Below are 18,220 nucleotides of genomic sequence, written 5' to 3'. Positions count from 1 at the left end.
CGGATCTGTGACAGTCCCCGCTCAGCGCTCCCGCTCGACCCGCCGCTCGTCCCACACGGGCTCCGGCGTCTCGCGCACGATGCCGTCGGAGCCGAAGACCAGGTACCGGTCGAACGACCGCGCGAACCAGCGGTCGTGGGTCACGGCCAGCACCGTGCCGTCGAAGGACTCCAGGCCCTCCTGCAGCGCCTCCGCCGACTCCAGGTCGAGGTTGTCGGTGGGCTCGTCGAGCAGCAGCGCCGTCGAGCCCGCGAGCTCGAGCAGGAGGATCTGGAACCGGGCCTGCTGACCGCCCGACAGCCGGTCGAACGGCCGCTCGGCCGCGACGGTGAGCTCGTAGCGCCGCAACCGCGCCATGGCCTTGCCCTTGTCCTGCGCGTGGTCCTCCCACAGGATGTCGAGCAGCACGCGCCCGAACAGCTCGGGATGGGCGTGCGTCTGCGCGAAGTGGCCGGCGACCACGCGCGCCCCGAGCTTCCACGAGCCCGTGTGCGCCACGTCGCCACCCGCGAGCAGCCGCAGGAAGTGGGACTTGCCCGACCCGTTGGAGCCCAGCACCGCGACCCGCTCGCCGTAGAAGATCTCCAGGTCGAACGGCTTCATGAGCCCGGTGAGCTCCAGCCCCTCGCAGGTCACGGCCCGCAGGCCCGTGCGCCCGCCTCGCAGGTGCATCGTGATGTCCTGCTCGCGCGGCGGCTCGGGCGGCGGGCCGACCTCCTCGAACTTGCGCAGGCGGGTCTGCGCCGCCCGGTAGCGCGACGCCATGTCAGGGCTGCTCGCCGCCTGGTTGCGCAGGGTCAGCACGAGCTTCTTGAGCTGGGCGTGCTTCTCGTCCCAGCGCCGGCGCAGCTCCTCGAACCGCGCGAACCGCTCGCGCCGCGCCTCGTGGAAGGTCGCGAAGCCGCCGCCGTGCACCCAGGCGTCGGCCCCGGCCGGACCGGGCTCCAGCGACACGATGCGGTCGGCCACCGTCGAGAGCAGCTCCCGGTCGTGCGACACGAACAGGACGGTCTTGCGGGTGGCCTTGAGCTGTTCCTCCAGCCACCGCTTGCCCGGCACGTCCAGGTAGTTGTCCGGCTCGTCGAGCAGCAGCACCTCGTCGGTGCCGCGCAGCAGCGCCTCCAGCACGAGCCGCTTCTGCTCGCCGCCCGACATGGTCCGCACCTCGCGGAACTGCGCCCGGTCGTAGGGCACGCCGAGCGCGGCCATGGTGCACACGTCCCAGAGTGTCTCGGCCTCGTACCCGCGCACCTCGGCCCAGTCCGACAGGGCCTGCGCGTACGCCATCTGGGCGTCCTCGTCGTCGACGGTGAGCATCGCGTGCTCGGCCTCGTCGACCGCGCGCGCCGCCTGCTGCAGGCGGGTGTCGGACACGGAGACCAGCAGGTCGCGCACCGTGGTCTCGTCGCGCACCGAGCCCACGAACTGGCGCATCACGCCGAGCCCGCCGCTGACCACCACGGAGCCGCCGTGCGGCTCCAGCTCGCCGGTGATGAGGCGCAGGAGCGTCGTCTTGCCCGCGCCGTTGGGGCCGACGATCGCCGTCGCACTGCCCTCGCCCACGCGGAACGAGACGTCCCCCAGAAGGGTCCGGCCGTCCGGCAGGTGGTACTCGGCGTGCGCGACTTCTAGGTGGCCCATGGGTCACCATGGTCCGATGCCGGAGCGGCCAGGACCAAACTGATTCCGGGCCGGCTGCCGGAGCCACCTGTCGAACCTGTGGACGGCGGACCCCGGATGTCGGCGGTGTGCTGTTGACTGTTCCCCGTGAGTACAGATGCTGTGACCGATGCAGGCGAACCGGTGACGTCTCCCGACGTCGCCTCCCTCAGCTACGAGCAGGCGCGCGACGAGCTCGTGCAGGTCGTCGGCCGGCTGGAGGCCGGTGGCGAGCCGCTGGAGGCGTCCCTCGCGCTCTGGGAGCGCGGTGAGGCCCTGGCCGCCCGCTGCCAGGAGTGGCTCGACGGCGCCCGCGAGCGCCTCGCCGCCGCGCAGAACGCGTCGACGGCGGCCGCCGGCTCGCCGGAGGACGCCGAGTGAGCGCGCACGTCCTCGCCGTGGGCGAGGCCCTGGTGGACGAGGTGCGCCGGCCCGACGGCTCCTCGGCCGAGCACCCCGGCGGCAGCATCGCCAACGTGGCGCTCACGCTGGGTCGCCTGGGCCGGGACGTCCGGCTCGCGACGTGGCTCGGGGCCGACGCGCGGGGCGACCTCGTGCGCGGCTGGCTCGCCGAGTCCGCGGTCGGCCTGGTCGAGGGCAGCGACGGCGCGGAACGCACGAGCGTCGCCGTGGCCACGCTGGACGACGGCGGTTCGGCCAGCTACGACTTCGACCTCACCTGGCGGGTCCCCGCGGAGGCGCTGCGGGACGCCGGGGCCGGTGACGCGCTCGCCGTCCACACCGGCTCGATCGCGGCGATGCTCGAACCGGGCGCCGCGCAGGTGCGGCAGGTGCTGGAGGCCGCGCGGGCCACGTCGACCACGACCTACGACCCGAACGCCCGGCCCGCGATCATGGGCCCGGCCGACGAGGTGCGCCCGCGCGTCGAGGCGCTCGTGGAGCTCTCGGACGTGGTCAAGGTGAGCGACGAGGACCTGGCCTGGCTCTACCCGGACACCGACCCGGTGGCCGTGGCCCGCGACTGGCAGCGCGGCACGCCCGCGCTGGTCGTCGTCACCCTCGGCGGCAAGGGCGCGGTGGCCGTGTCCGACGCCGGGGAGGTCGAGGTCGTGGCGCCGAGCGTCGAGGTGGTCGACACCGTGGGCGCCGGCGACTCGTTCATGGGCGCCCTGATCGACGGCCTGTGGGAGCACGACCTGCTGGGCGCCGCCCGGCGGGACGCGCTGCACGCCGTCGACGTGGCGACGGTGCGGCGGCTGCTGGACCGCTGCGTCGCCGTCGCCGCGATCACCGTTTCCCGGGCGGGTGCCAACCCGCCGCGTCGCGAGGAGGTCGGACCGTGAGCACCACCCAGAACCCGGATCAGCTCAGCCCGGGCGAGGCCTGGCGCCGGCTGCGGGAGGGGAACGAGCGGTTCGTCGCGGACACCCCCGCGCACCCGTCGCAGAACGCGGACCGGCGGCGTGAGCTGCAGGCCGCGCAGCACCCGCACACCGTGATCTTCGGCTGCTCGGACTCGCGTGTGGCCGCGGAGATCATCTTCGACCAGGGCCTGGGCGACGTGTTCGTGGTGCGTACCGCGGGGCACGTCGTGGACACCACCGTGGTCGGCTCGATCGAGTACGGGGTGGAGGTGCTCGGCGCGTCGCTCGTGGTGGTGCTGGGGCACGACTCGTGCGGCGCGGTCGCCGCCGCCGCGCACACGCTCGCCACGGGCGAGCAGCCGCCCGGGTTCGTCCGCGCCGTCGTGGACCGGGTGATCCCGTCGATCGCGAGCATCACGTCGGGCGACCCGGCCCAGGCGATGACCGCGCTGTCCGACCAGAACGTGCTGCGCCGCGAGCACGTGAAGCACACGGTCGGCATGCTGCACGGCTACTCGGCGGCGCTGGCGAGCGCGGTCAAGGAGGGCCGGTGCGCCGTGGTCGGGCTGGAGTACGACCTGGCCGAGGGCAGCGCGCGCCTGGTCGACGTGATCGGCGAGGTGGGCGAGCGGCCCTGACCGCCGGACGACCGGAAGGGCTCGGGCGGGCCGGGGTGACACGAGTCACGCGCTGGGATGCGTCACCCGCCCGAGCCTGCGGCACGATAGACCCATGACTGCTGACACCGTCGTCTCGTCGGGCTCGACCGAGCCCGGCGACACCAACGCCGCATACCGCATCGAGCACGACACCATGGGCGAGGTCCGCGTCCCCGCGAACGCCCTGTACCGAGCGCAGACGCAGCGTGCCGTCGAGAACTTCCCGATCTCCGGCACCCCGCTGGAGCGCGCCCACATCGAGGCGCTCGCCCGGGTGAAGAAGGCCGCCGCCACCGCCAACGCGGAGCTCGGGGTGCTCGACCAGGACATCGCCGACGCCATCGTCGCCGCGGCCGACGAGGTCGCCTCCGGCAAGCACGACGGCCACTTCCCGGTCGACGTCTACCAGACCGGCTCGGGCACGTCGTCGAACATGAACACCAACGAGGTGCTGGCCACGCTCGCTACCGCGAGCCTCGGCAAGGACGTGCACCCGAACGACCACGTCAACGCGTCGCAGTCCTCGAACGACGTGTTCCCCACCTCGGTGCACGTCGCGGCGACGTCGGGCGTGGTCAACGACCTGATCCCCGCGCTGACGCACCTGGCGGACGCGCTGCAGGCCAAGTCCGACGAGTACGCCACGGTCGTGAAGTCGGGCCGCACGCACCTGATGGACGCCACCCCGGTCACCCTCGGCCAGGAGTTCGGCGGGTACGCCGCCGCGATCCGCTACGGCGTCGAGCGCCTGCAGTCCGCGCTGCCGCGCGCCGCGGAGGTCCCGCTGGGCGGCACCGCCGTGGGCACCGGCATCAACACCCCCGCCGGGTTCCCGCAGCGGGTCATCGCGCTGCTGGCGCAGGACACGGGCCTGCCGCTGACCGAGGCCCGTGACCACTTCGAGGCGCAGTCCGCGCGGGACGGCCTGGTCGAGCTCTCCGGCGCGCTGCGCACCATCGCGGTCTCGGTGACCAAGATCTGCAACGACCTGCGCTGGATGGGCTCCGGCCCCAACACGGGCCTGGGCGAGATCGCGCTGCCCGACCTGCAGCCGGGCTCCTCGATCATGCCGGGCAAGGTCAACCCGGTCATCCCCGAGGCCGTGCTCATGGTGTGCGCGCGCGTCATCGGCAACGACGCCACCGTGACGTGGGCCGGCGCGAGCGGCTCCTTCGAGCTCAACGTGCAGATCCCGGTGATCGCGCAGGGCGTGCTGGAGTCCATCCGCCTGCTGTCGAACGCGTCGCGCGTGCTGGCGGACAAGACGATCGTGGGCATCACCGCCAACGTCGAGCGCGCCCGCGCGCTGGCCGAGTCGTCGCCGTCGATCGTCACGCCGCTGAACCGCGCGATCGGCTACGAGGCCGCCGCCAAGGTGGCCAAGCACGCGGTCAAGGAGGGCATCACGGTGCGCCAGGCCGTGGTCGACCTCGGCTTCGTCGAGCGTGGCGAGGTCACCGAGGAGCAGCTCGACACGGCCCTCGACGTGCTGTCGATGACGCGCCCGCCGCAGGCCTGAGCCGCCCGGCACGCACGCACGAGGGCCGCTTCCAGGACGGAAGCGGCCCTCGTGCGTGCAGGCGGGGGGGGTCGTTCAGGCGACCGGCGTGCCCTCGGCGGCCGGGAGCGCGGCCGCGGCGGCCTCCGCGTTCTCCTTGGTGTTCGCGATGATGACGGCGGCGGCGACCGCGGCACCGACGGTGGCGACGGCCGCGACCGAGGCCGCGACGGCGACCTGGGTGGCGACCGTGGCGACGCCCCACTCGCTGCCGGCGATCTCCTCGGCGCGGTCCTGGGCTGCCTTGCGCTGCTCCTTGCCGACCAGGCCGGAGATCAGGCCGGAGCCGTGCAGCAGGGAGATGAGGGTGGCGGTGCGCTCGTCGGGCTCCGCGCCCTCGACGAGGACCTTGGTGAGGTTGGCGCGTAGCGCGGTCTCGTGGCTCGAGTCAGGGGCCGGCCAGCGGGTGACGGGGAGCATGCGGAAGAGCTTGGTCTCCTCCTTCTCCAGGATGCCCCGCTCGACGAGCGCGGCCAGGAGGTTCTCCTCGGCGTCCTTCGAGATCGCCTCGACGACCTTGCGGGCCGGGGCGTCGGGCGTGGCCAGCACGGACTGCAGCGCAGCGTCCAGGGCGATGTGGCCCACGGGGCTGTTGTCGGTGACGATGATCGTGGCGTCACCGGCCTTCTCGCGCTCCTCCTTGGTGGCGCCGGCCTCGGGCGCACCCCGCAGCAGGGTCTTGCGCGCGTCGGAGAGGTCGGCGAGGAGCGCACCGGCGAGGCGAACACCCAGGTTGTCGACGTTGGCGGTCTTGCCCGTCTCGTCGTCGACGGCGAGCAGCAGGAAGTCTTCGGCAATCAGCATGGGGCAGATGCTATATCCGACAAGCGAGACACGCCCCGATTGAACCAGTGGCCGAGAAGCTCACCCGCGGCCATGACTATGGTTAGGCTTACCTAAGGTGCTATGGTCGCACCGCACGCAGGGGAGGCGGTCCGCCGGACATGCGGGGCTGGGGGGTTCCGTCCGGCCGGCCCGCCTCTCCAGTGCCAGAAGTTCAGGTACATGTCAGACGCCCAGGTCACGGGAGTGACCTGGGCGTCTGACACGCTCGGGGCCGGTCAGACCTCCAGCCGCTCCAGCATGTCGGTCACCAGCGCCGCCACCGGCGAGCGCTCCGACCGGGTCAGGGTCACGTGCGCGAACAGCGGGTGCCCCTTGAGCGCCTCGATCACGGCCGCGACGCCGTCGTGCCGCCCGACCCGCAGGTTGTCGCGCTGCGCGACGTCGTGGGTGAGCACCACGCGCGAGCTCTGGCCGATGCGCGACAGCACCGTGAGCAGCACGTTCCGCTCCAGGGACTGCGCCTCGTCCACGATCACGAACGAGTCGTGCAGCGAGCGCCCGCGGATGTGCGTGAGCGGCAGCACCTCGAGCATGTCGCGGGCGATGACCTCCTCGACGACGTCGGGCGAGACCAGTGCCCCGAGCGTGTCGTAGACGGCCTGCGACCACGGGTTCATCTTCTCGGACTCGGAACCGGGCAGGTAGCCCAGCTCCTGCCCGCCCACCGCGTACAGCGGCCGGAAGACGAGCACCTTGCGGTGCTGCTGCCGCTCCAGCACGGACTCCAGGCCGGCGCACAGGGCGAGCGCCGACTTGCCCGTGCCGGCCCGGCCGCCGAGGGAGACGATCCCGATCTCCTCGTCGAGCAGCAGGTCGATGGCGACGCGCTGCTCGGCCGAGCGACCGTGCACGCCGAACACCTCCTGGTCGCCGCGGACCAGCCGCACCTTCTTGTCCGGCGTCACCCGGCCGAGCGCGGAGCCGCCCGGTGAGTGCACCACCATGCCCGTGTGCACCAGGAGCGGCGCGGCCGCCTCGACCGTCGCGGGGTCCAGGGTCGCGATCTCGACGGACTCGTTCTCCCAGAGGGAGCCCATCTGCTCGTCCGAGAGGTCGATCTCGCGCATCCCGGTCCAGCCGGAGTCCACCGCGAGCTCGGCCCGGTACTCCTCGGCCTGCAGGCCGACGGCGGACGCCTTGACCCGCATCGGCAGGTCCTTGGAGACGACGGTGACGCTGCTGCCCTCGGCCGCCAGGTTGGCGGCCACGGCCAGGATGCGCGTGTCGTTGTCGCCCAGGCGGAAGCCGGCCGGCAGGACGGAGGGGTCGATGTGGTTGAGCTCCACCCGGAGCGTGCCGCCCGTGTCCCCCACGGGGACCGGTGAGTCGAGCCGGCCGTGCTGCACCCGCAGCTCGTCCAGCATCCGCAGGGCGCTCCGGGCGAAGTACCCGAGCTCGGCGTGGTGGCGCTTGGCCTCCAGCTCCGTGACCACGACGATCGGCAGTACGACGTCGTGCTCCGCGAACCGCATCATCGCCTTCGGGTCACTCAACAGCACTGACGTGTCGATGACGAAGGTCCTGCGTTCGTCACCTGCCGCGCCGGCAGCGGCGTCGGCACTCTGGTCGGACGGACGGGTGGTGTGTGCGGAATGGCTCACTGCGGTTCTCCCTCCGGCGCCGAAACGCCGTGACAGCCTCGTCGCTACCTGGCGGGTACCGCCTGCCGGCGGAACCGACCCGGTCGAACCGGGGCTGGTGGATGGGCCGAGCGACCGACTCGGTGCGCCGCGTCGTGGCGCAGAGCCGGGGCCGGCCCTTCTCCACGGAGCGAGCACTCCATAGGTTGGCCTCCCGAAGGGGCGACTGGGTGCCGTCCCTGAGGTGGAAACTACGCGCCCTGCCATCCCGTGACCAGACCCACGCCCCGGCGGGTCGCAAGTTGTCACGAACTGTTCACATGGTGGCAATAGCTTGATTTTTACTCCAAGAAAGAGCAAAACTCGCAGGGAGGCGCGCCCAGGCGGCAGGATGGGCACATGGCTTCCTTCGCCGTCCTGCTCCGGGCCGTGAACATCGGCCCCGGCCTGCGCGTGTCGTCAGCGGACCTCCGCGGAGCCGCCGAGGACGCCGGTCTCGCCGACGTCCGCACCCTCCTGAACAGCGGCAATCTCGTGGTCACGGCCGGGACCTCCGGGGCCGGCAGCGCCGCCGACGTCGCCCGGCTCGTCGAGGAGCGACTGACCGACCGCGTGGGGCAGGACGTGGCCGCCGTCGGGCTGAGCGCGGAGCGGCTGGAAGCCATCGCCTCGGCCAACCCGTTCCCGGCCGCCGCCCGGGACGACCCGTCCCACCTGCAGGTGCACGTCCCGTTCGGCGAGCTCGACGAGGCGGGCATCGCCAGGCTCGACCTGGCCAGCCCCGGCCGGGAGATGCTCGCGACGGCCGCGGGCGTGCTGTACGTGCACTACGTGGACGGGATCGGCCGGTCCAGGCTCACGCCGAAGGTCATCGACCGGGCCGTCGGCGCGCCGACCACGGCCCGCAACTGGAACACGATCACCAAGCTGCGCGCCGCCTGTGCCGGGCTGGCGTCCCGGTAGTCCCGGGTGCGAGCCCGGGTAGGGTGAGACCCAGGGAGTGCCGGGAAGTCTGGTCGGCGTGGACCGGGTCGACCGGTCCGTGTCAGCCGACCCCGCACCCGAGAGGACGACCGTTGACCGGTACCGCCCCCGCACCCACCCGAGCCCAGCGCCTGCGCACCTGGCTGTCCCGCGAGACGACCGGCGGGGCGCTGCTGATCGGCGCCGCGTTCCTCGCCCTGCTCTGGGCCAACTCCCCCTGGCGCGCCTCGTACCAGGCGCTGTCCGACGCCGTGGTGGGACCGGCCGCGATCGGGCCGTTCCCGGTGCACCTCGACCTCTCCCTCGCGACCTGGGCCGCCGACGGGCTGCTCGCGATCTTCTTCTTCGTGGTGGGCGTGGAGCTCAAGCAGGAGTTCGTCGCCGGGAGCCTGCGCAACCCCCGGGAGGCCGGCGTCCCGATGATCGCCGCCGTGGGCGGCATGGCCGTGCCCGCGCTGATCTACGTCGGCACCGTGCTGCTGCTCGACGAGCCCGGGGCGCTGCGGGGCTGGGCCATCCCCAGCGCCACCGACATCGCGTTCGCCGTGGGCGTCCTGGCGATCTTCGGCCGCGGCCTGCCGGCGGCCATCCGCACGTTCCTGCTCACGCTGGCCGTCGTGGACGACCTCCTGGCGATCGTCGTCATCGCCGTCTTCTACACCGACGAGATCCACTGGCTGCCGCTGCTCGGCACGCTCGTCTGCGTCGGACTGTTCGGCTGGCACGTGCGGTCCCGCACGCCCCGGTGGTTCGTGCTGCTGCCGCTCGCCGTGGTGGCGTGGGCCCTCATGCACGCCTCGGGTGTGCATGCGACGATCGCCGGCGTGCTGCTGGGCTTCACCGTGCCCGCGGTCACGCTGCACGGCGAGCCGACGTCGCGCACCACCCGCTACGAGCACGGCATCAGGCCGTTCTCGTCGGGCTTCGCACTGCCCGTCTTCGCCTTCTTCGCCGCGGGCGTCTCCCTGGTCGACGGCGACGGGCCGGGCGCCGTGCTCGGCCAGCCCGTCGTCGCCGCCATCGCCGCGGGCCTGATCCTCGGCAAGCTGATCGGCGTGCTCGGCACCACCGCGCTGGTCACTCGCATCACACCGCTACGGCTGCCCGACGGGATCGGCGTGCGCGACCTGCTACCCGTCGGTCTGCTGGCCGGCATCGGGTTCACCGTGTCCCTGCTGATCAGCGAGCTGTCCTTCGGCGACTCCGAGCACACCGACGGGGCCAAGATCGCGATCCTCGGCTCGTCGGTGCTCGCAGCGATCCTGGGCGGCATCGCGCTGCGCCGGGACGCGCGGCAGGCCAGGACCACGGACATGAACCTCGACGGCCTCCCGGACGACGTCCACGACTACATCGGCGACGCGAAGGACCGCGAGACCCACTGACCCGCCGTCCGACCACCCCACTGACTCGCCAACGCACGAACGCCGAGTCAGCGAGGTGGTCCGACCAGCTGGCTGACTCGGCAGGGAACGATCGCCGAGTCAGCCAGCTGATCCGGCGGTCACACCTCCAGGAGGAGCGCCTCGCCCTGGCCTCCGCCACCGCACAGGCCGACGGCGGCGCGGCCTCCGCCGCGGCGGGCCAGCTCGTGCGCCGCGTGCACGGCGATGCGCGCGCCGGACGCCCCCACGGGGTGCCCCAGCGCGATGCCGCCGCCGTGCACGTTGACGATGTCGAGCGGCACGCCGAGCTCCTTCGCGGAGACCCCGACCACCACGGCGAACGCCTCGTTGATCTCCACGAGGTCGAGGTCGGCCGCCGTCCAGCCCTCGCGCTCCAGGGCCTGGCCGATCGCCCGGGCCGGCTGCGAGTGCAGCGAGTTGTCCGGCCCGGCCACCTGACCGTGCGAGCGGACCGTCGCCAGCACGGGCACGCCGGCCGCCTCGGCCCGGCCGCGCGTGGTGAGCACGAGCGCGGCGGCGCCGTCGGAGATCTGCGACGAGTTGCCCGCCGTCAGCGTCCCGTCGGGCTTGAACGCGGGGCGCAGCCGGGCGAGCGACTCGGGCGTCGTGTCGGGCCGGACGCCCTCGTCGGTGCGGACCTCGACGGGGTCGCCGCGGCGCTGCGGCACCGAGACCGGCGCCAGCTCGGCCTCGAACACGCCGTCCTTGGTCGCAGCGGCGGCCCGCTGGTGCGAGGCGGCCGCGATCGCGTCCTGCTCCTCGCGCGAGACGAACACGGAGCCCGCGTTGTGCTCCTCGGTCGAGATACCCATCGAGACGTCGTCGAACGCGTCCGTGAGGGCGTCGTGCGCCACGGAGTCGGTCAGCTCGGCCGAGCCGTAGCCGAACCCGGACCGCGCGCCGGCCAGCAGGTGCGGGGCGTTGGTCATCGACTCCTGCCCGCCCACCAGCACCACGGCCGCCTCGCCGGTGCGGAGCAGCCGGGCCCCGTCGATGATCGACGTCAGACCCGACAGGCACACCTTGTTCACCGTCACGGCCTGCACGCCCCAGGGCACGCCGGCGGCGACCGCCGTCTGCCGGGCCGGGTTCTGGCCCGCGCCCGCCTGGATCACCTGGCCGAAGACCACCTTGTCGACGTCGGCCGCGAGCGGGCCCGCGACCTCCAGCGCCCTGCGCGCCGCGACGGCGCCCAGCTCGACGGCGCTCAGCGCCGACAGCGAACCCTTCAGCCGCCCCTGCGGCGTCCGCGCCGCCGAGACGATCACCACGTCGTCCGCGCTGTGTGTCGCGCCCTGACCCGTGGCGCCCGGACCGGTGCTCGTGGCACCCGTCGGGGCAGCAAATGCGTCACTCATGAGACCTCCTTTGGCCGTTCTTCCCAGCGTATCCCCCGGATTCGCCGGCGAGCCCGGCGGTCGCGCGGGCTCGGCGGTCGCGCAGGCTCAGCCCGCGGAACCGACCAGCTCGACGGTGAGCTCCGGCTCGGTCTTCGCGACGACCTCCTCGGCCGTGACCCCCGGCGCGAGCTCGCGCAGCACCAGCCCGGACGGCGTCACGTCGAGCACCGCCAGGTCGGTGATGATCCGGTTCACCACGCCCTTGCCGGTCAGCGGCAGCGAGCACTCGCGCAGGATCTTCGGCGACCCGTCGCGCGCCACGTGCTCCATGAGCACGATGACGCGGCCCGCGCCGTGCACCAGGTCCATGGCGCCGCCCATGCCCTTGACCATCTTGCCGGGGATCATCCAGTTGGCCAGGTCTCCCGTGGCCGAGACCTGCATGCCGCCCAGAATCGCGGCGTCGATCTTGCCGCCGCGGATCATGCCGAACGACATGGCGGAGTCGAAGATCGACGAGCCGGGCAGCAGCGTCACCGTCTCCTTGCCCGCGTTGATGAGGTCCGGGTCCACGGCGTCCTCCGTGGGGTACGGCCCCACGCCGAGGATGCCGTTCTCGGACTGCAGCACCAGGTGCCGGTCGTCCGGCACGTAGTTGGGCACGAGCGTCGGCAGCCCGATGCCCAGGTTCACGTACATGCCGTCCTGCAGCTCGCGCGCCGCGCGCGCGGCCATCTCCTGTCGGGTCAGTGCCATGGTTCAGCCCTCCTTGCCCGACGACGCCGCGGCGGGCTCCGTCACGGTCCGGCGCTCGATGCGCTTCTCGATGTCGGTGCCGACGTGCACCACCCGGTGCACGTAGACGCCCGGCAGGTGCACGGTGTCCGGGTCGATCTCCCCCGGCTCGACGAGCTCCTCGACCTGGGCGATGCAGATCCGTCCCGCCATCGCGGCGAGCGGCGAGAAGTTGCGCGCCGACTTGTTGAACACGAGGTTGCCGTGCCGGTCGCCGCGCAGGGCGTGCACGAGGGCGAAGTCGGTGCTGATCGACTCCTCCAGCACGTACTCGGCGTCGTCCGCACCGAACGTGCGCACCTCCTTGGGCGGGGACGCGATCGCGACGCCGCCCGCGCCGTCGTACTTGCGCGGCAGGCCGCCGTCGGCCACCTGGGTGCCCACGCCCGTGCGCGTGAAGAAGGCGGCGATGCCCGCGCCGCCGGCGCGGAGCTTCTCGGCGAGCGTGCCCTGCGGGGTGAGCTCCAGCTCGAGCTCGCCCGAGAGGAACTGCCGCTCGAACTCCTTGTTCTCCCCCACGTACGAGCTGGTCATCTTCGCGATCCGCTGGGCGTTCAGCAGCACGCCCAGGCCCCAGTCGTCGACGCCGCAGTTGTTGCTCACCACGGACAGGCCGCTGGTGCCCTGCGCCAGCAGCGCCTCGATCAGGGCGATCGGGTTGCCGCACAGCCCGAACCCGCCCACGGCGAGCGAGGCGCCGTCGGGGATGTCGGCCACCGCCTCGGCCGCGCTCGCGACCACCTTGTCGAACCCGGTGCGTGCCACAGTCATCGTTGACTCCTTCATCAGGTCAGTACCGGCAGGTCATGCCATGTGCCAGTGTCACACTCCCGGCGCGCCGCCGGGCAGCACGTCACCGCGCGCTCCAGCCGCCGTCGATGGTCCACGAGGCACCGGAGACCATCGCGGCCTCCGGCCCCGTGAGCCAGCCCACCAGGGCGGCGACCTCGTGCGGTTCCACCAGCCGCTTCACCGCGGACTCCGCGAGCATCACCCGCGCCATCACCTCGGACTCCGCGATCCCGTGCACCCGCGCCTGCTCGGCGATCTGCTTCTCCACCAGCGGGGTGCGCACGTAGCCGGGGTTGACGCACACGCTGGTCACGCCGTGCTCGCCGCCCTCCAGGGCCGTCACCTTGGACAGGCCCTCCAGCCCGTGCTTGGCCGCCACGTACGCCGCCTTGAACGGCGAGGCCACCAGCCCGTGGACCGACGAGATGTTGACCACCCGCCCCCAGCCCCGCGCGTACATGCCGGGCAGCACCGCGCGGACCAGGAGGAACGGCGCCTCCAGCATGATCCGCTGGACCAGCCGGAAGTCGTCCGGCACGAAGTCCTGGATCGGGCTGACGCGCTGGATGCCGGCGTTGTTCACCAGCACGTCGGTGTCCAGCCGCAGGTCGTCGAGCGCCCGGGTGTCGGACAGGTCGACCACCCAGGCCTCGCCGCCCACCTCCTCGGCGACGGCCTTGGCGCCGTCACCGTCGAGGTCGGCCACCGTGACGTGCGCGCCGCGGGCGGCGAGCTCCCGCACGCACGCGGCGCCGATACCGCTCGCGCCGCCCGTCACCAGCGCCGTGCGCCCGTCGAGCCGGTGCCCCTCGGCCCGGTGCTCCTCGGCCCGGTGCTCCTCATGCCTCGCGTTCATCGTGGATCCTGCCCCTCCGTCGTCCTGCACCCGGTCGTTCCCCCGTACCCGCTCGTGCGTCCGCTCAGTCGTTGCGCGCCGCGAGCTCGCGCTCGCGGGCCTGGTCCTCGGCGTCCAGCGCGTGCAGGGACGCACCCTTGGTCTCGCGCAGCGCGAGCGCCGCGACGAGCGTGATCAGGGCGGCGATCGCCATGTAGACGGCGGTGGGCCACCAGGAGCCGGTGTTCTTGAGCCAGGTCGTGGCGAGGATCGGGGCGAGCGAGCCGGCCACGATCGAGGTGACCTGGTAGCTGATCGAGACGCCGGAGTAGCGCATCCGGGTCGGGAACATCTCCGCCATGATCGCCGGCTGCACCGCGTACATCAGGGCGTGGAACAGCAGCCCGGCCATGAGCACCGCGAGGATGACCCAGACGTTCTTGGTGTCCATCGCCGGGAAGGCGAACCAGCACCAGGTGGCGCCGAGCACGGCGCCCGCGATGTACAGCGGCTTGCGGCCGATGCTGTCGGCGAGCCGCCCCACGGCGAGGATCACCACGAAGTGGAAGGCGTGCGCGGCCGCGACCACCCCGAGGATGCGCGTGGTGTCCATGCCGAGCGCGGTGCCCAGGTAGACGATCGAGAAGCTCACCACGAGGTAGTAGAGGATGTTCTCCGCGAACCGCAGGCCCATGCCGGTGAGCACGCCACGCGGGTAGCGCCTGATCACCTCCAGCACGCCGTAGCCCTTGTCGCCCTCCTCGATCTCGGCCTTCGCCTCCTCGTAGATGGGGGCGTCGGAGACGCGGGTGCGCACGTAGTAGCCCACGACGATGACCACGGCCGACAGCCAGAACGCGACGCGCCAGCCCCAGGCGAGGAACGCCTCGTCGGTCAGGGTGGCCGACATCGTGTAGAGCACGACGGTCGCGAGCAGGTTGCCCGCGGGGACGCCGGCCTGCGGCCACGCCGTCCAGCGGGCCCGCTCGGCGTCCTTGCTGTGCTCGGCCACGAGCAGCACGGCGCCGCCCCACTCGCCGCCGAGCGCCACGCCCTGGACGAAGCGCAGGACCACCAGGAGCGCCGGGGCGAGGAAGCCGACCTGCTGGAACGTGGGCAGGCAGCCCATGAGCACGGTCGCCACGCCGATCAGCACGATCGTGAACTGCAGCGTGTACTTGCGGCCGAGCTTGTCACCCAGGTGGCCGAAGATGATGCCGCCCAGCGGGCGGGCGAGGAAGCCGACGGCGTAGGTGACGAAGGCGGCGATGATCGCGTCGTAGGCGTTGCCCGTCTCGGGCATGAGCACCTTGTTGAACACGAGCGCCGCGGCGGTCGCGTAGAGGAAGAAGTCGTACCACTCGACGACAGTGCCGGCCATCGAGGCGGCGACGATGCGCCTGATCAGCGACCGGTCGTCCGGTGCGTGGGTGCCCTGCTGTGCGGACATGCTGCTGCTCCTAGGTGTCGACTCTGACACGGGGTGCGGCCGGCCCGCGCGATCCGCGCGGCCCGCCACCTGTGACTCGCCAGAGTGTTCCGGGGAAGCGCTGTGCACAGCAATGACGAAGTCGGCAGACGGCATGTGCACGGATGCACACTTGGTAACGTCACGGCATGTCAGCCCGCAACGACCCGCCGGCCGGCCAGGTCGCCGACCAGCTCCTGGTGCTGCTCGCCGTGGCGCGCACCGGCCGGTACACGACGGCGGCCCGCGCGCTCGGCGTCAACCACACCACGGTGGCCCGCAACATCACGGCGCTGGAGCGCGCCCTCGGCGGGCGCCTCCTGGTGCGCGGGGCCGACGGCTGGGAGCTCACGACGCTCGGCCGGCGCGCGGCCCGGGCGGGCGAGGCCGTCTCCGACGCCGTCGACCGGCTCGTCGGGGGCGACACCGAGGCCGATCCCGTCACCGGCGTCGTCCGGATGACCGCGACCGACGGGTTCAGCGCGTACGTCGCCTCCCCCGCCATCGCACGGCTGCGGGGCGCGCACCCCGAGCTGTCGGTCGAGCTCGTCACGGTCACGCGGGTGGCGACGCACCACCGCTCGGGGGTCGACGTCGACGTCGTGGTCGGGGACCCGAAGGTGCAGCGGGCCAAGGCCGTGCGCCTGGGCGAGTACGTGCTCGGCATGTACGGCTCGCGGGACTACCTGGCCCGGCACGGCACGCCGACGACGGTCGAGGAGATGTCCCGGCACGGCCTGGTCTACTTCGTGGACTCCATGCTGCAGGTGAACGACCTCGACGCGCCGCGCCGCCTGGTGCCCGGCATGCCGGACGCGCTGGCCTCGACCAACGTGTTCGTGCACGTCGAGGCCACGCGCGCGGGCGCCGGGCTCGGGTTCCTGCCCTGCTTCATGGCCGACCGGCACGACGACCTGGTGCGGCTCCTGCCCGACGAGGTCACGGAGCGCCTCCCCTACTGGGCCGTGATCCGCAGCGAGTCGTGGCGCCGGCCGGCCGTGGCGGCCGTGGTGCAGGTGCTGGCCGACGAGATGTCCCGCCAGCGCGACCGCATGCTGGGCCTGCGCCCGGAGGCCTGACGACGCCGGGCCGTCGCCGGGCCGTCACCGGGCCGGAGGCGGTCGGCGCGGAGCTCGACGGGGTGAGTCACACACCGGGAGAGGTGGTCGGGTGGGCAAAATTTCGTTCACCCCGGACCCGCCGAATATGGGCCCTGCCGGACAGTCCTGCAGAGCCAGAAAGCCCGTGCCCGGGACGAACGGAATTCAGCCCGTCCGGCCACCTCCGCAAGAGCGGTGTTCACCCCGCGGCGCTCCCCCCGCGGCATCTCGATCCGCGGCAGCTCGTCGGGGCGTCGGTCAGTCCTCGACGGCGGTCACCGCCGCCGCCACCGCCGAGACCCCCGGCTCCGCCATGATGATCGTGTAGTGGTTCACGCCCACCACCTCGCTCGCCGTCAGGCGCGGCAGCCGACGCTCCCAGTCCGCGACCGTGTCCGCCGGGTACATGCCGCCCGGCTGGTCGAGCAGGCCGCGCGGCGCGCGCAGGAACGCGACCGGGAGGCTCGTCTCCGCGGCCCACGCGAGCGCGGCGGGCAGGGCGTCGCCCCGGGCGGAGTCCGCCGAGTCCGCGGCGACGGCGTCGGACGACGTCGCGGGCCGGAGCACCGGGCCGGTGTCCCCGCCCGCCGCGGGAAACTCCGCCAGGTCGTAGTCCACGTACTGCTCCACCACGGGGTTCCACTCCGCGAACGCGGGGTGCGCCCGCCAGAACTCGCGGTACGCCTCGGCGCTGGGGAAAGTCTGTGTCAGCCGCTCGATCGCGGGTCCGAGCAGGGCGCGCACCAGCTCCTCCGGCGTGGCGCCGTCCGGCACGCCCGGCGGCAGCGGGATGGGCAGGCCGCCGTCGACAAGCACGAGCCGGGCCACCAGGTCCGGGTGGCGGTGCGTCAGCACGAGCGACACGAAACCGCCCATGGAGTGCCCGACGACGACGGCGGGTCCGTCGGCGAGCGCCCCGATCACGGCCGCGACGTCGTCGGCGTGCGCGGCCATGCCGTACGGGCCGGGCAGGGTGTTGCTGCGGCCGCGGCCGCGCAGGTCGGGCGCGACGACGCGGCGGCCGGGCAGCGCGGAGACGACCGCGGGCCAGGCCCGGTGCGAGGCGGTGATGCCGTGCACCAGCACGACGGCGGGCAGGGGCGCGCCGCCGGGACCGGTCGCTCCGGGCGTCGTCGGCTCCCAGACGCCCACCCGCAGCGTGCCGCCCGCCACCGCCACGTCGTGGGTGGTGTAGGTGTGCGAGCCCGTGGCCTCCACCTGGTCGACGACACTCATGGACGCTCCTCCCCCTCGCTGCCGCCGGCACCGGTGCCGGGCGCCAGCGCCCGCTCGATGAACCGCATGGCCTGGTCGAACACCTCGGGCGGGACGGCCGACGTCGGGCCGCCGGGCTCGACGTCCGGGCCCCACAGGACCCACCGCATCCCGACGATCTCGCCGATGCCCATGAGCGCCCACGCGGCCACCTCGGGGTCGATGTCACCGACCTCCCCCGCCGCCTGCGCCTTGGCGAGGCCGTCGCGGTAGCCCTCGACGATCCGCGTGTAGTGCAGGCGCAGCGCGCCCGGCGAGACGAACTCGGCCTGCCGCACGATCCGGTACAGCGCGGGGTGCTCGGCCGTGAACTCGAAGAAGGCGCGGAACCCCGCCCGCTCGGCCTCGATCCGGCCGGTCGCCTGCGAGGACGCCGCGATCATCGCGTGCCGTACGCGCCGGTTCAGGTCCTCGACCACCTCGTCGAAGATCTCGATCTTGGAGGTGAAATACAGGTAGAACGTGCCCTGACCCACCCCGGCCGCCTCCGTGATCTTGACGATCGAGGCGTCGTGGAAGCCGAGCTCGGCGAACACCTGCTCGGCGGCGACGAGGATGCGCGCGCGGGTGCGCTCCCCCTTGGTCATGGGCTGGGAGA

At 72.9% G+C, this 18,220-nt stretch carries 17 protein-coding genes; 7 read left to right on the top strand and 10 right to left on the bottom strand.

The genetic code is table 11. The features are described from left to right. Positions 1–21 precede the first annotated feature (21 nt). Positions 22–1,641 carry an ABC-F family ATP-binding cassette domain-containing protein gene (locus ACH45N_RS06890; RefSeq protein ID WP_397392409.1) on the bottom strand — a complete coding sequence of 540 codons (1,620 nt, stop codon included), beginning with the start codon at positions 1,639–1,641 and terminating at the stop codon, positions 22–24. 141 nt (positions 1,642–1,782) lie between these two features. Between ACH45N_RS06890 and ACH45N_RS06885 the strand changes: the two genes are divergently transcribed. The 4 genes from ACH45N_RS06885 (at position 1,783) to ACH45N_RS06870 (ending at position 5,162) form a co-directional block, all read left to right on the top strand. Then, complete coding sequence (locus ACH45N_RS06885; RefSeq protein WP_397393813.1) at positions 1,783–2,040, top strand: exodeoxyribonuclease VII small subunit; 258 nt, start codon at positions 1,783–1,785, stop codon at positions 2,038–2,040. Beyond that, complete coding sequence (locus ACH45N_RS06880; RefSeq protein ID WP_397392407.1) at positions 2,037–2,963, top strand: carbohydrate kinase; 927 nt, start codon at positions 2,037–2,039, stop codon at positions 2,961–2,963. Before ACH45N_RS06885 ends, ACH45N_RS06880 begins: the two co-directional genes overlap by 4 nt. Further along, a complete protein-coding gene (locus tag ACH45N_RS06875; protein ID WP_397392405.1) occupies positions 2,960–3,622 on the top strand; it encodes a carbonic anhydrase in 663 nt (220 codons plus the stop codon). Before ACH45N_RS06880 ends, ACH45N_RS06875 begins: the two co-directional genes overlap by 4 nt. Positions 3,623–3,716: 94 nt before the next feature. Next, positions 3,717–5,162, top strand: a complete 1,446-nt coding sequence (locus tag ACH45N_RS06870; RefSeq protein WP_397392403.1) for a class II fumarate hydratase — start codon at positions 3,717–3,719, stop codon at positions 5,160–5,162. A 75-nt stretch (positions 5,163–5,237) separates the two neighbouring features. Here ACH45N_RS06870 and ACH45N_RS06865 read toward each other — a convergent pair whose 3' ends face one another. After that, entirely contained in the window at positions 5,238–6,005 is a 768-nt protein-coding gene (locus ACH45N_RS06865; protein ID WP_397392401.1) for a GPP34 family phosphoprotein, read from the bottom strand. Positions 6,006–6,262: 257 nt separating this feature from the next. Next, complete coding sequence (locus tag ACH45N_RS06860) at positions 6,263–7,522, bottom strand: PhoH family protein (RefSeq protein ID WP_397393811.1); 1,260 nt, start codon at positions 7,520–7,522, stop codon at positions 6,263–6,265. A 504-nt stretch (positions 7,523–8,026) separates the two neighbouring features. On the opposite strand from ACH45N_RS06860, the gene ACH45N_RS06855 reads away from it, so the two are divergent. Beyond that, the gene (locus ACH45N_RS06855; protein WP_397392399.1) at positions 8,027–8,590 is read left to right on the top strand and encodes a DUF1697 domain-containing protein; all 564 of its coding nucleotides are present in this window, start codon (positions 8,027–8,029) and stop codon (positions 8,588–8,590) included. Between the two features lie 113 nt (positions 8,591–8,703). Then, on the top strand, positions 8,704–9,996 hold the full coding sequence (gene nhaA, locus ACH45N_RS06850; protein WP_397392397.1) for a Na+/H+ antiporter NhaA: 1,293 nt from the start codon (positions 8,704–8,706) through the stop codon (positions 9,994–9,996). A 119-nt stretch (positions 9,997–10,115) separates the two neighbouring features. Here nhaA and ACH45N_RS06845 read toward each other — a convergent pair whose 3' ends face one another. The 5 genes from ACH45N_RS06845 to ACH45N_RS06825 all read right to left on the bottom strand — a co-directional run bounded on the left by ACH45N_RS06845 (position 10,116) and on the right by ACH45N_RS06825 (position 15,229). After that, positions 10,116–11,375 carry an acetyl-CoA C-acyltransferase gene (locus tag ACH45N_RS06845; protein WP_397392395.1) on the bottom strand — a complete coding sequence of 420 codons (1,260 nt, stop codon included), beginning with the start codon at positions 11,373–11,375 and terminating at the stop codon, positions 10,116–10,118. Positions 11,376–11,462: 87 nt separating this feature from the next. Then, complete coding sequence (locus ACH45N_RS06840) at positions 11,463–12,113, bottom strand: CoA transferase subunit B (protein WP_397392393.1); 651 nt, start codon at positions 12,111–12,113, stop codon at positions 11,463–11,465. A 3-nt stretch (positions 12,114–12,116) separates the two neighbouring features. Next, positions 12,117–12,923, bottom strand: a complete 807-nt coding sequence (locus ACH45N_RS06835; RefSeq protein ID WP_397392391.1) for a CoA transferase subunit A — start codon at positions 12,921–12,923, stop codon at positions 12,117–12,119. Positions 12,924–13,005: 82 nt separating this feature from the next. Further along, positions 13,006–13,800, bottom strand: coding sequence for a 3-hydroxybutyrate dehydrogenase (locus ACH45N_RS06830; RefSeq protein WP_397392389.1), 795 nt, complete (start codon positions 13,798–13,800; stop codon positions 13,006–13,008). Between the two features lie 64 nt (positions 13,801–13,864). Further along, positions 13,865–15,229 (bottom strand): MFS transporter, encoded by a 1,365-nt coding sequence (locus tag ACH45N_RS06825; RefSeq protein WP_397392387.1) that lies wholly within the window; start codon positions 15,227–15,229, stop codon positions 13,865–13,867. Positions 15,230–15,396: 167 nt separating this feature from the next. Here ACH45N_RS06825 and ACH45N_RS06820 point away from each other — a divergent pair, with 167 nt between their 5' ends. Next, positions 15,397–16,326 (top strand): LysR family transcriptional regulator, encoded by a 930-nt coding sequence (locus ACH45N_RS06820; RefSeq protein ID WP_397392385.1) that lies wholly within the window; start codon positions 15,397–15,399, stop codon positions 16,324–16,326. A gap of 279 nt (positions 16,327–16,605) precedes the next feature. Here the strand turns inward: ACH45N_RS06820 and ACH45N_RS06815 are convergent, their stop codons facing one another. Both ACH45N_RS06815 and ACH45N_RS06810 read right to left on the bottom strand, forming a co-directional pair. Next, a complete protein-coding gene (locus ACH45N_RS06815; RefSeq protein WP_397392383.1) occupies positions 16,606–17,583 on the bottom strand; it encodes an alpha/beta fold hydrolase in 978 nt (325 codons plus the stop codon). Beyond that, entirely contained in the window at positions 17,580–18,209 is a 630-nt protein-coding gene (locus ACH45N_RS06810; RefSeq protein ID WP_397393809.1) for a TetR/AcrR family transcriptional regulator, read from the bottom strand. The genes ACH45N_RS06815 and ACH45N_RS06810 overlap by 4 nt, the downstream gene beginning before the upstream one ends. Between the last annotated feature and the right edge of the window lie 11 nt (positions 18,210–18,220).

The organism is Promicromonospora sp. NPDC019610 (genome assembly GCF_044389365.1).
Lineage (GTDB): Bacteria > Actinomycetota > Actinomycetes > Actinomycetales > Cellulomonadaceae > Promicromonospora.
Note: the sequence above shows the minus strand (reverse complement) of the source record. Positions and strands in the feature narration are given on the sequence as shown.

What these genes read in the sequence shown, in the direction of transcription:
- ACH45N_RS06860 (WP_397393811.1), bottom strand. Translation starts at nt 7,522, where the DNA reads ATGATGCGGTTCGCGGAGCACGACGTCGTACTGCCGATCGTCGTGGTC.
- ACH45N_RS06810 (WP_397393809.1), bottom strand. Translation starts at nt 18,209, where the DNA reads ATGACCAAGGGGGAGCGCACCCGCGCGCGCATCCTCGTCGCCGCCGAG.
- ACH45N_RS06815 (WP_397392383.1), bottom strand. Translation starts at nt 17,583, where the DNA reads ATGAGTGTCGTCGACCAGGTGGAGGCCACGGGCTCGCACACCTACACC.
- ACH45N_RS06830 (WP_397392389.1), bottom strand. Translation starts at nt 13,800, where the DNA reads ATGAACGCGAGGCATGAGGAGCACCGGGCCGAGGAGCACCGGGCCGAG.
- ACH45N_RS06870 (WP_397392403.1), top strand. Translation starts at nt 3,717, where the DNA reads ATGACTGCTGACACCGTCGTCTCGTCGGGCTCGACCGAGCCCGGCGAC.
- ACH45N_RS06845 (WP_397392395.1), bottom strand. Translation starts at nt 11,375, where the DNA reads ATGAGTGACGCATTTGCTGCCCCGACGGGTGCCACGAGCACCGGTCCG.
- ACH45N_RS06865 (WP_397392401.1), bottom strand. Translation starts at nt 6,005, where the DNA reads ATGCTGATTGCCGAAGACTTCCTGCTGCTCGCCGTCGACGACGAGACG.
- ACH45N_RS06855 (WP_397392399.1), top strand. Translation starts at nt 8,027, where the DNA reads ATGGCTTCCTTCGCCGTCCTGCTCCGGGCCGTGAACATCGGCCCCGGC.
- ACH45N_RS06840 (WP_397392393.1), bottom strand. Translation starts at nt 12,113, where the DNA reads ATGGCACTGACCCGACAGGAGATGGCCGCGCGCGCGGCGCGCGAGCTG.
- ACH45N_RS06890 (WP_397392409.1), bottom strand. Translation starts at nt 1,641, where the DNA reads ATGGGCCACCTAGAAGTCGCGCACGCCGAGTACCACCTGCCGGACGGC.
- ACH45N_RS06835 (WP_397392391.1), bottom strand. Translation starts at nt 12,923, where the DNA reads ATGACTGTGGCACGCACCGGGTTCGACAAGGTGGTCGCGAGCGCGGCC.
- ACH45N_RS06820 (WP_397392385.1), top strand. Translation starts at nt 15,397, where the DNA reads ATGTCAGCCCGCAACGACCCGCCGGCCGGCCAGGTCGCCGACCAGCTC.
- ACH45N_RS06825 (WP_397392387.1), bottom strand. Translation starts at nt 15,229, where the DNA reads ATGTCCGCACAGCAGGGCACCCACGCACCGGACGACCGGTCGCTGATC.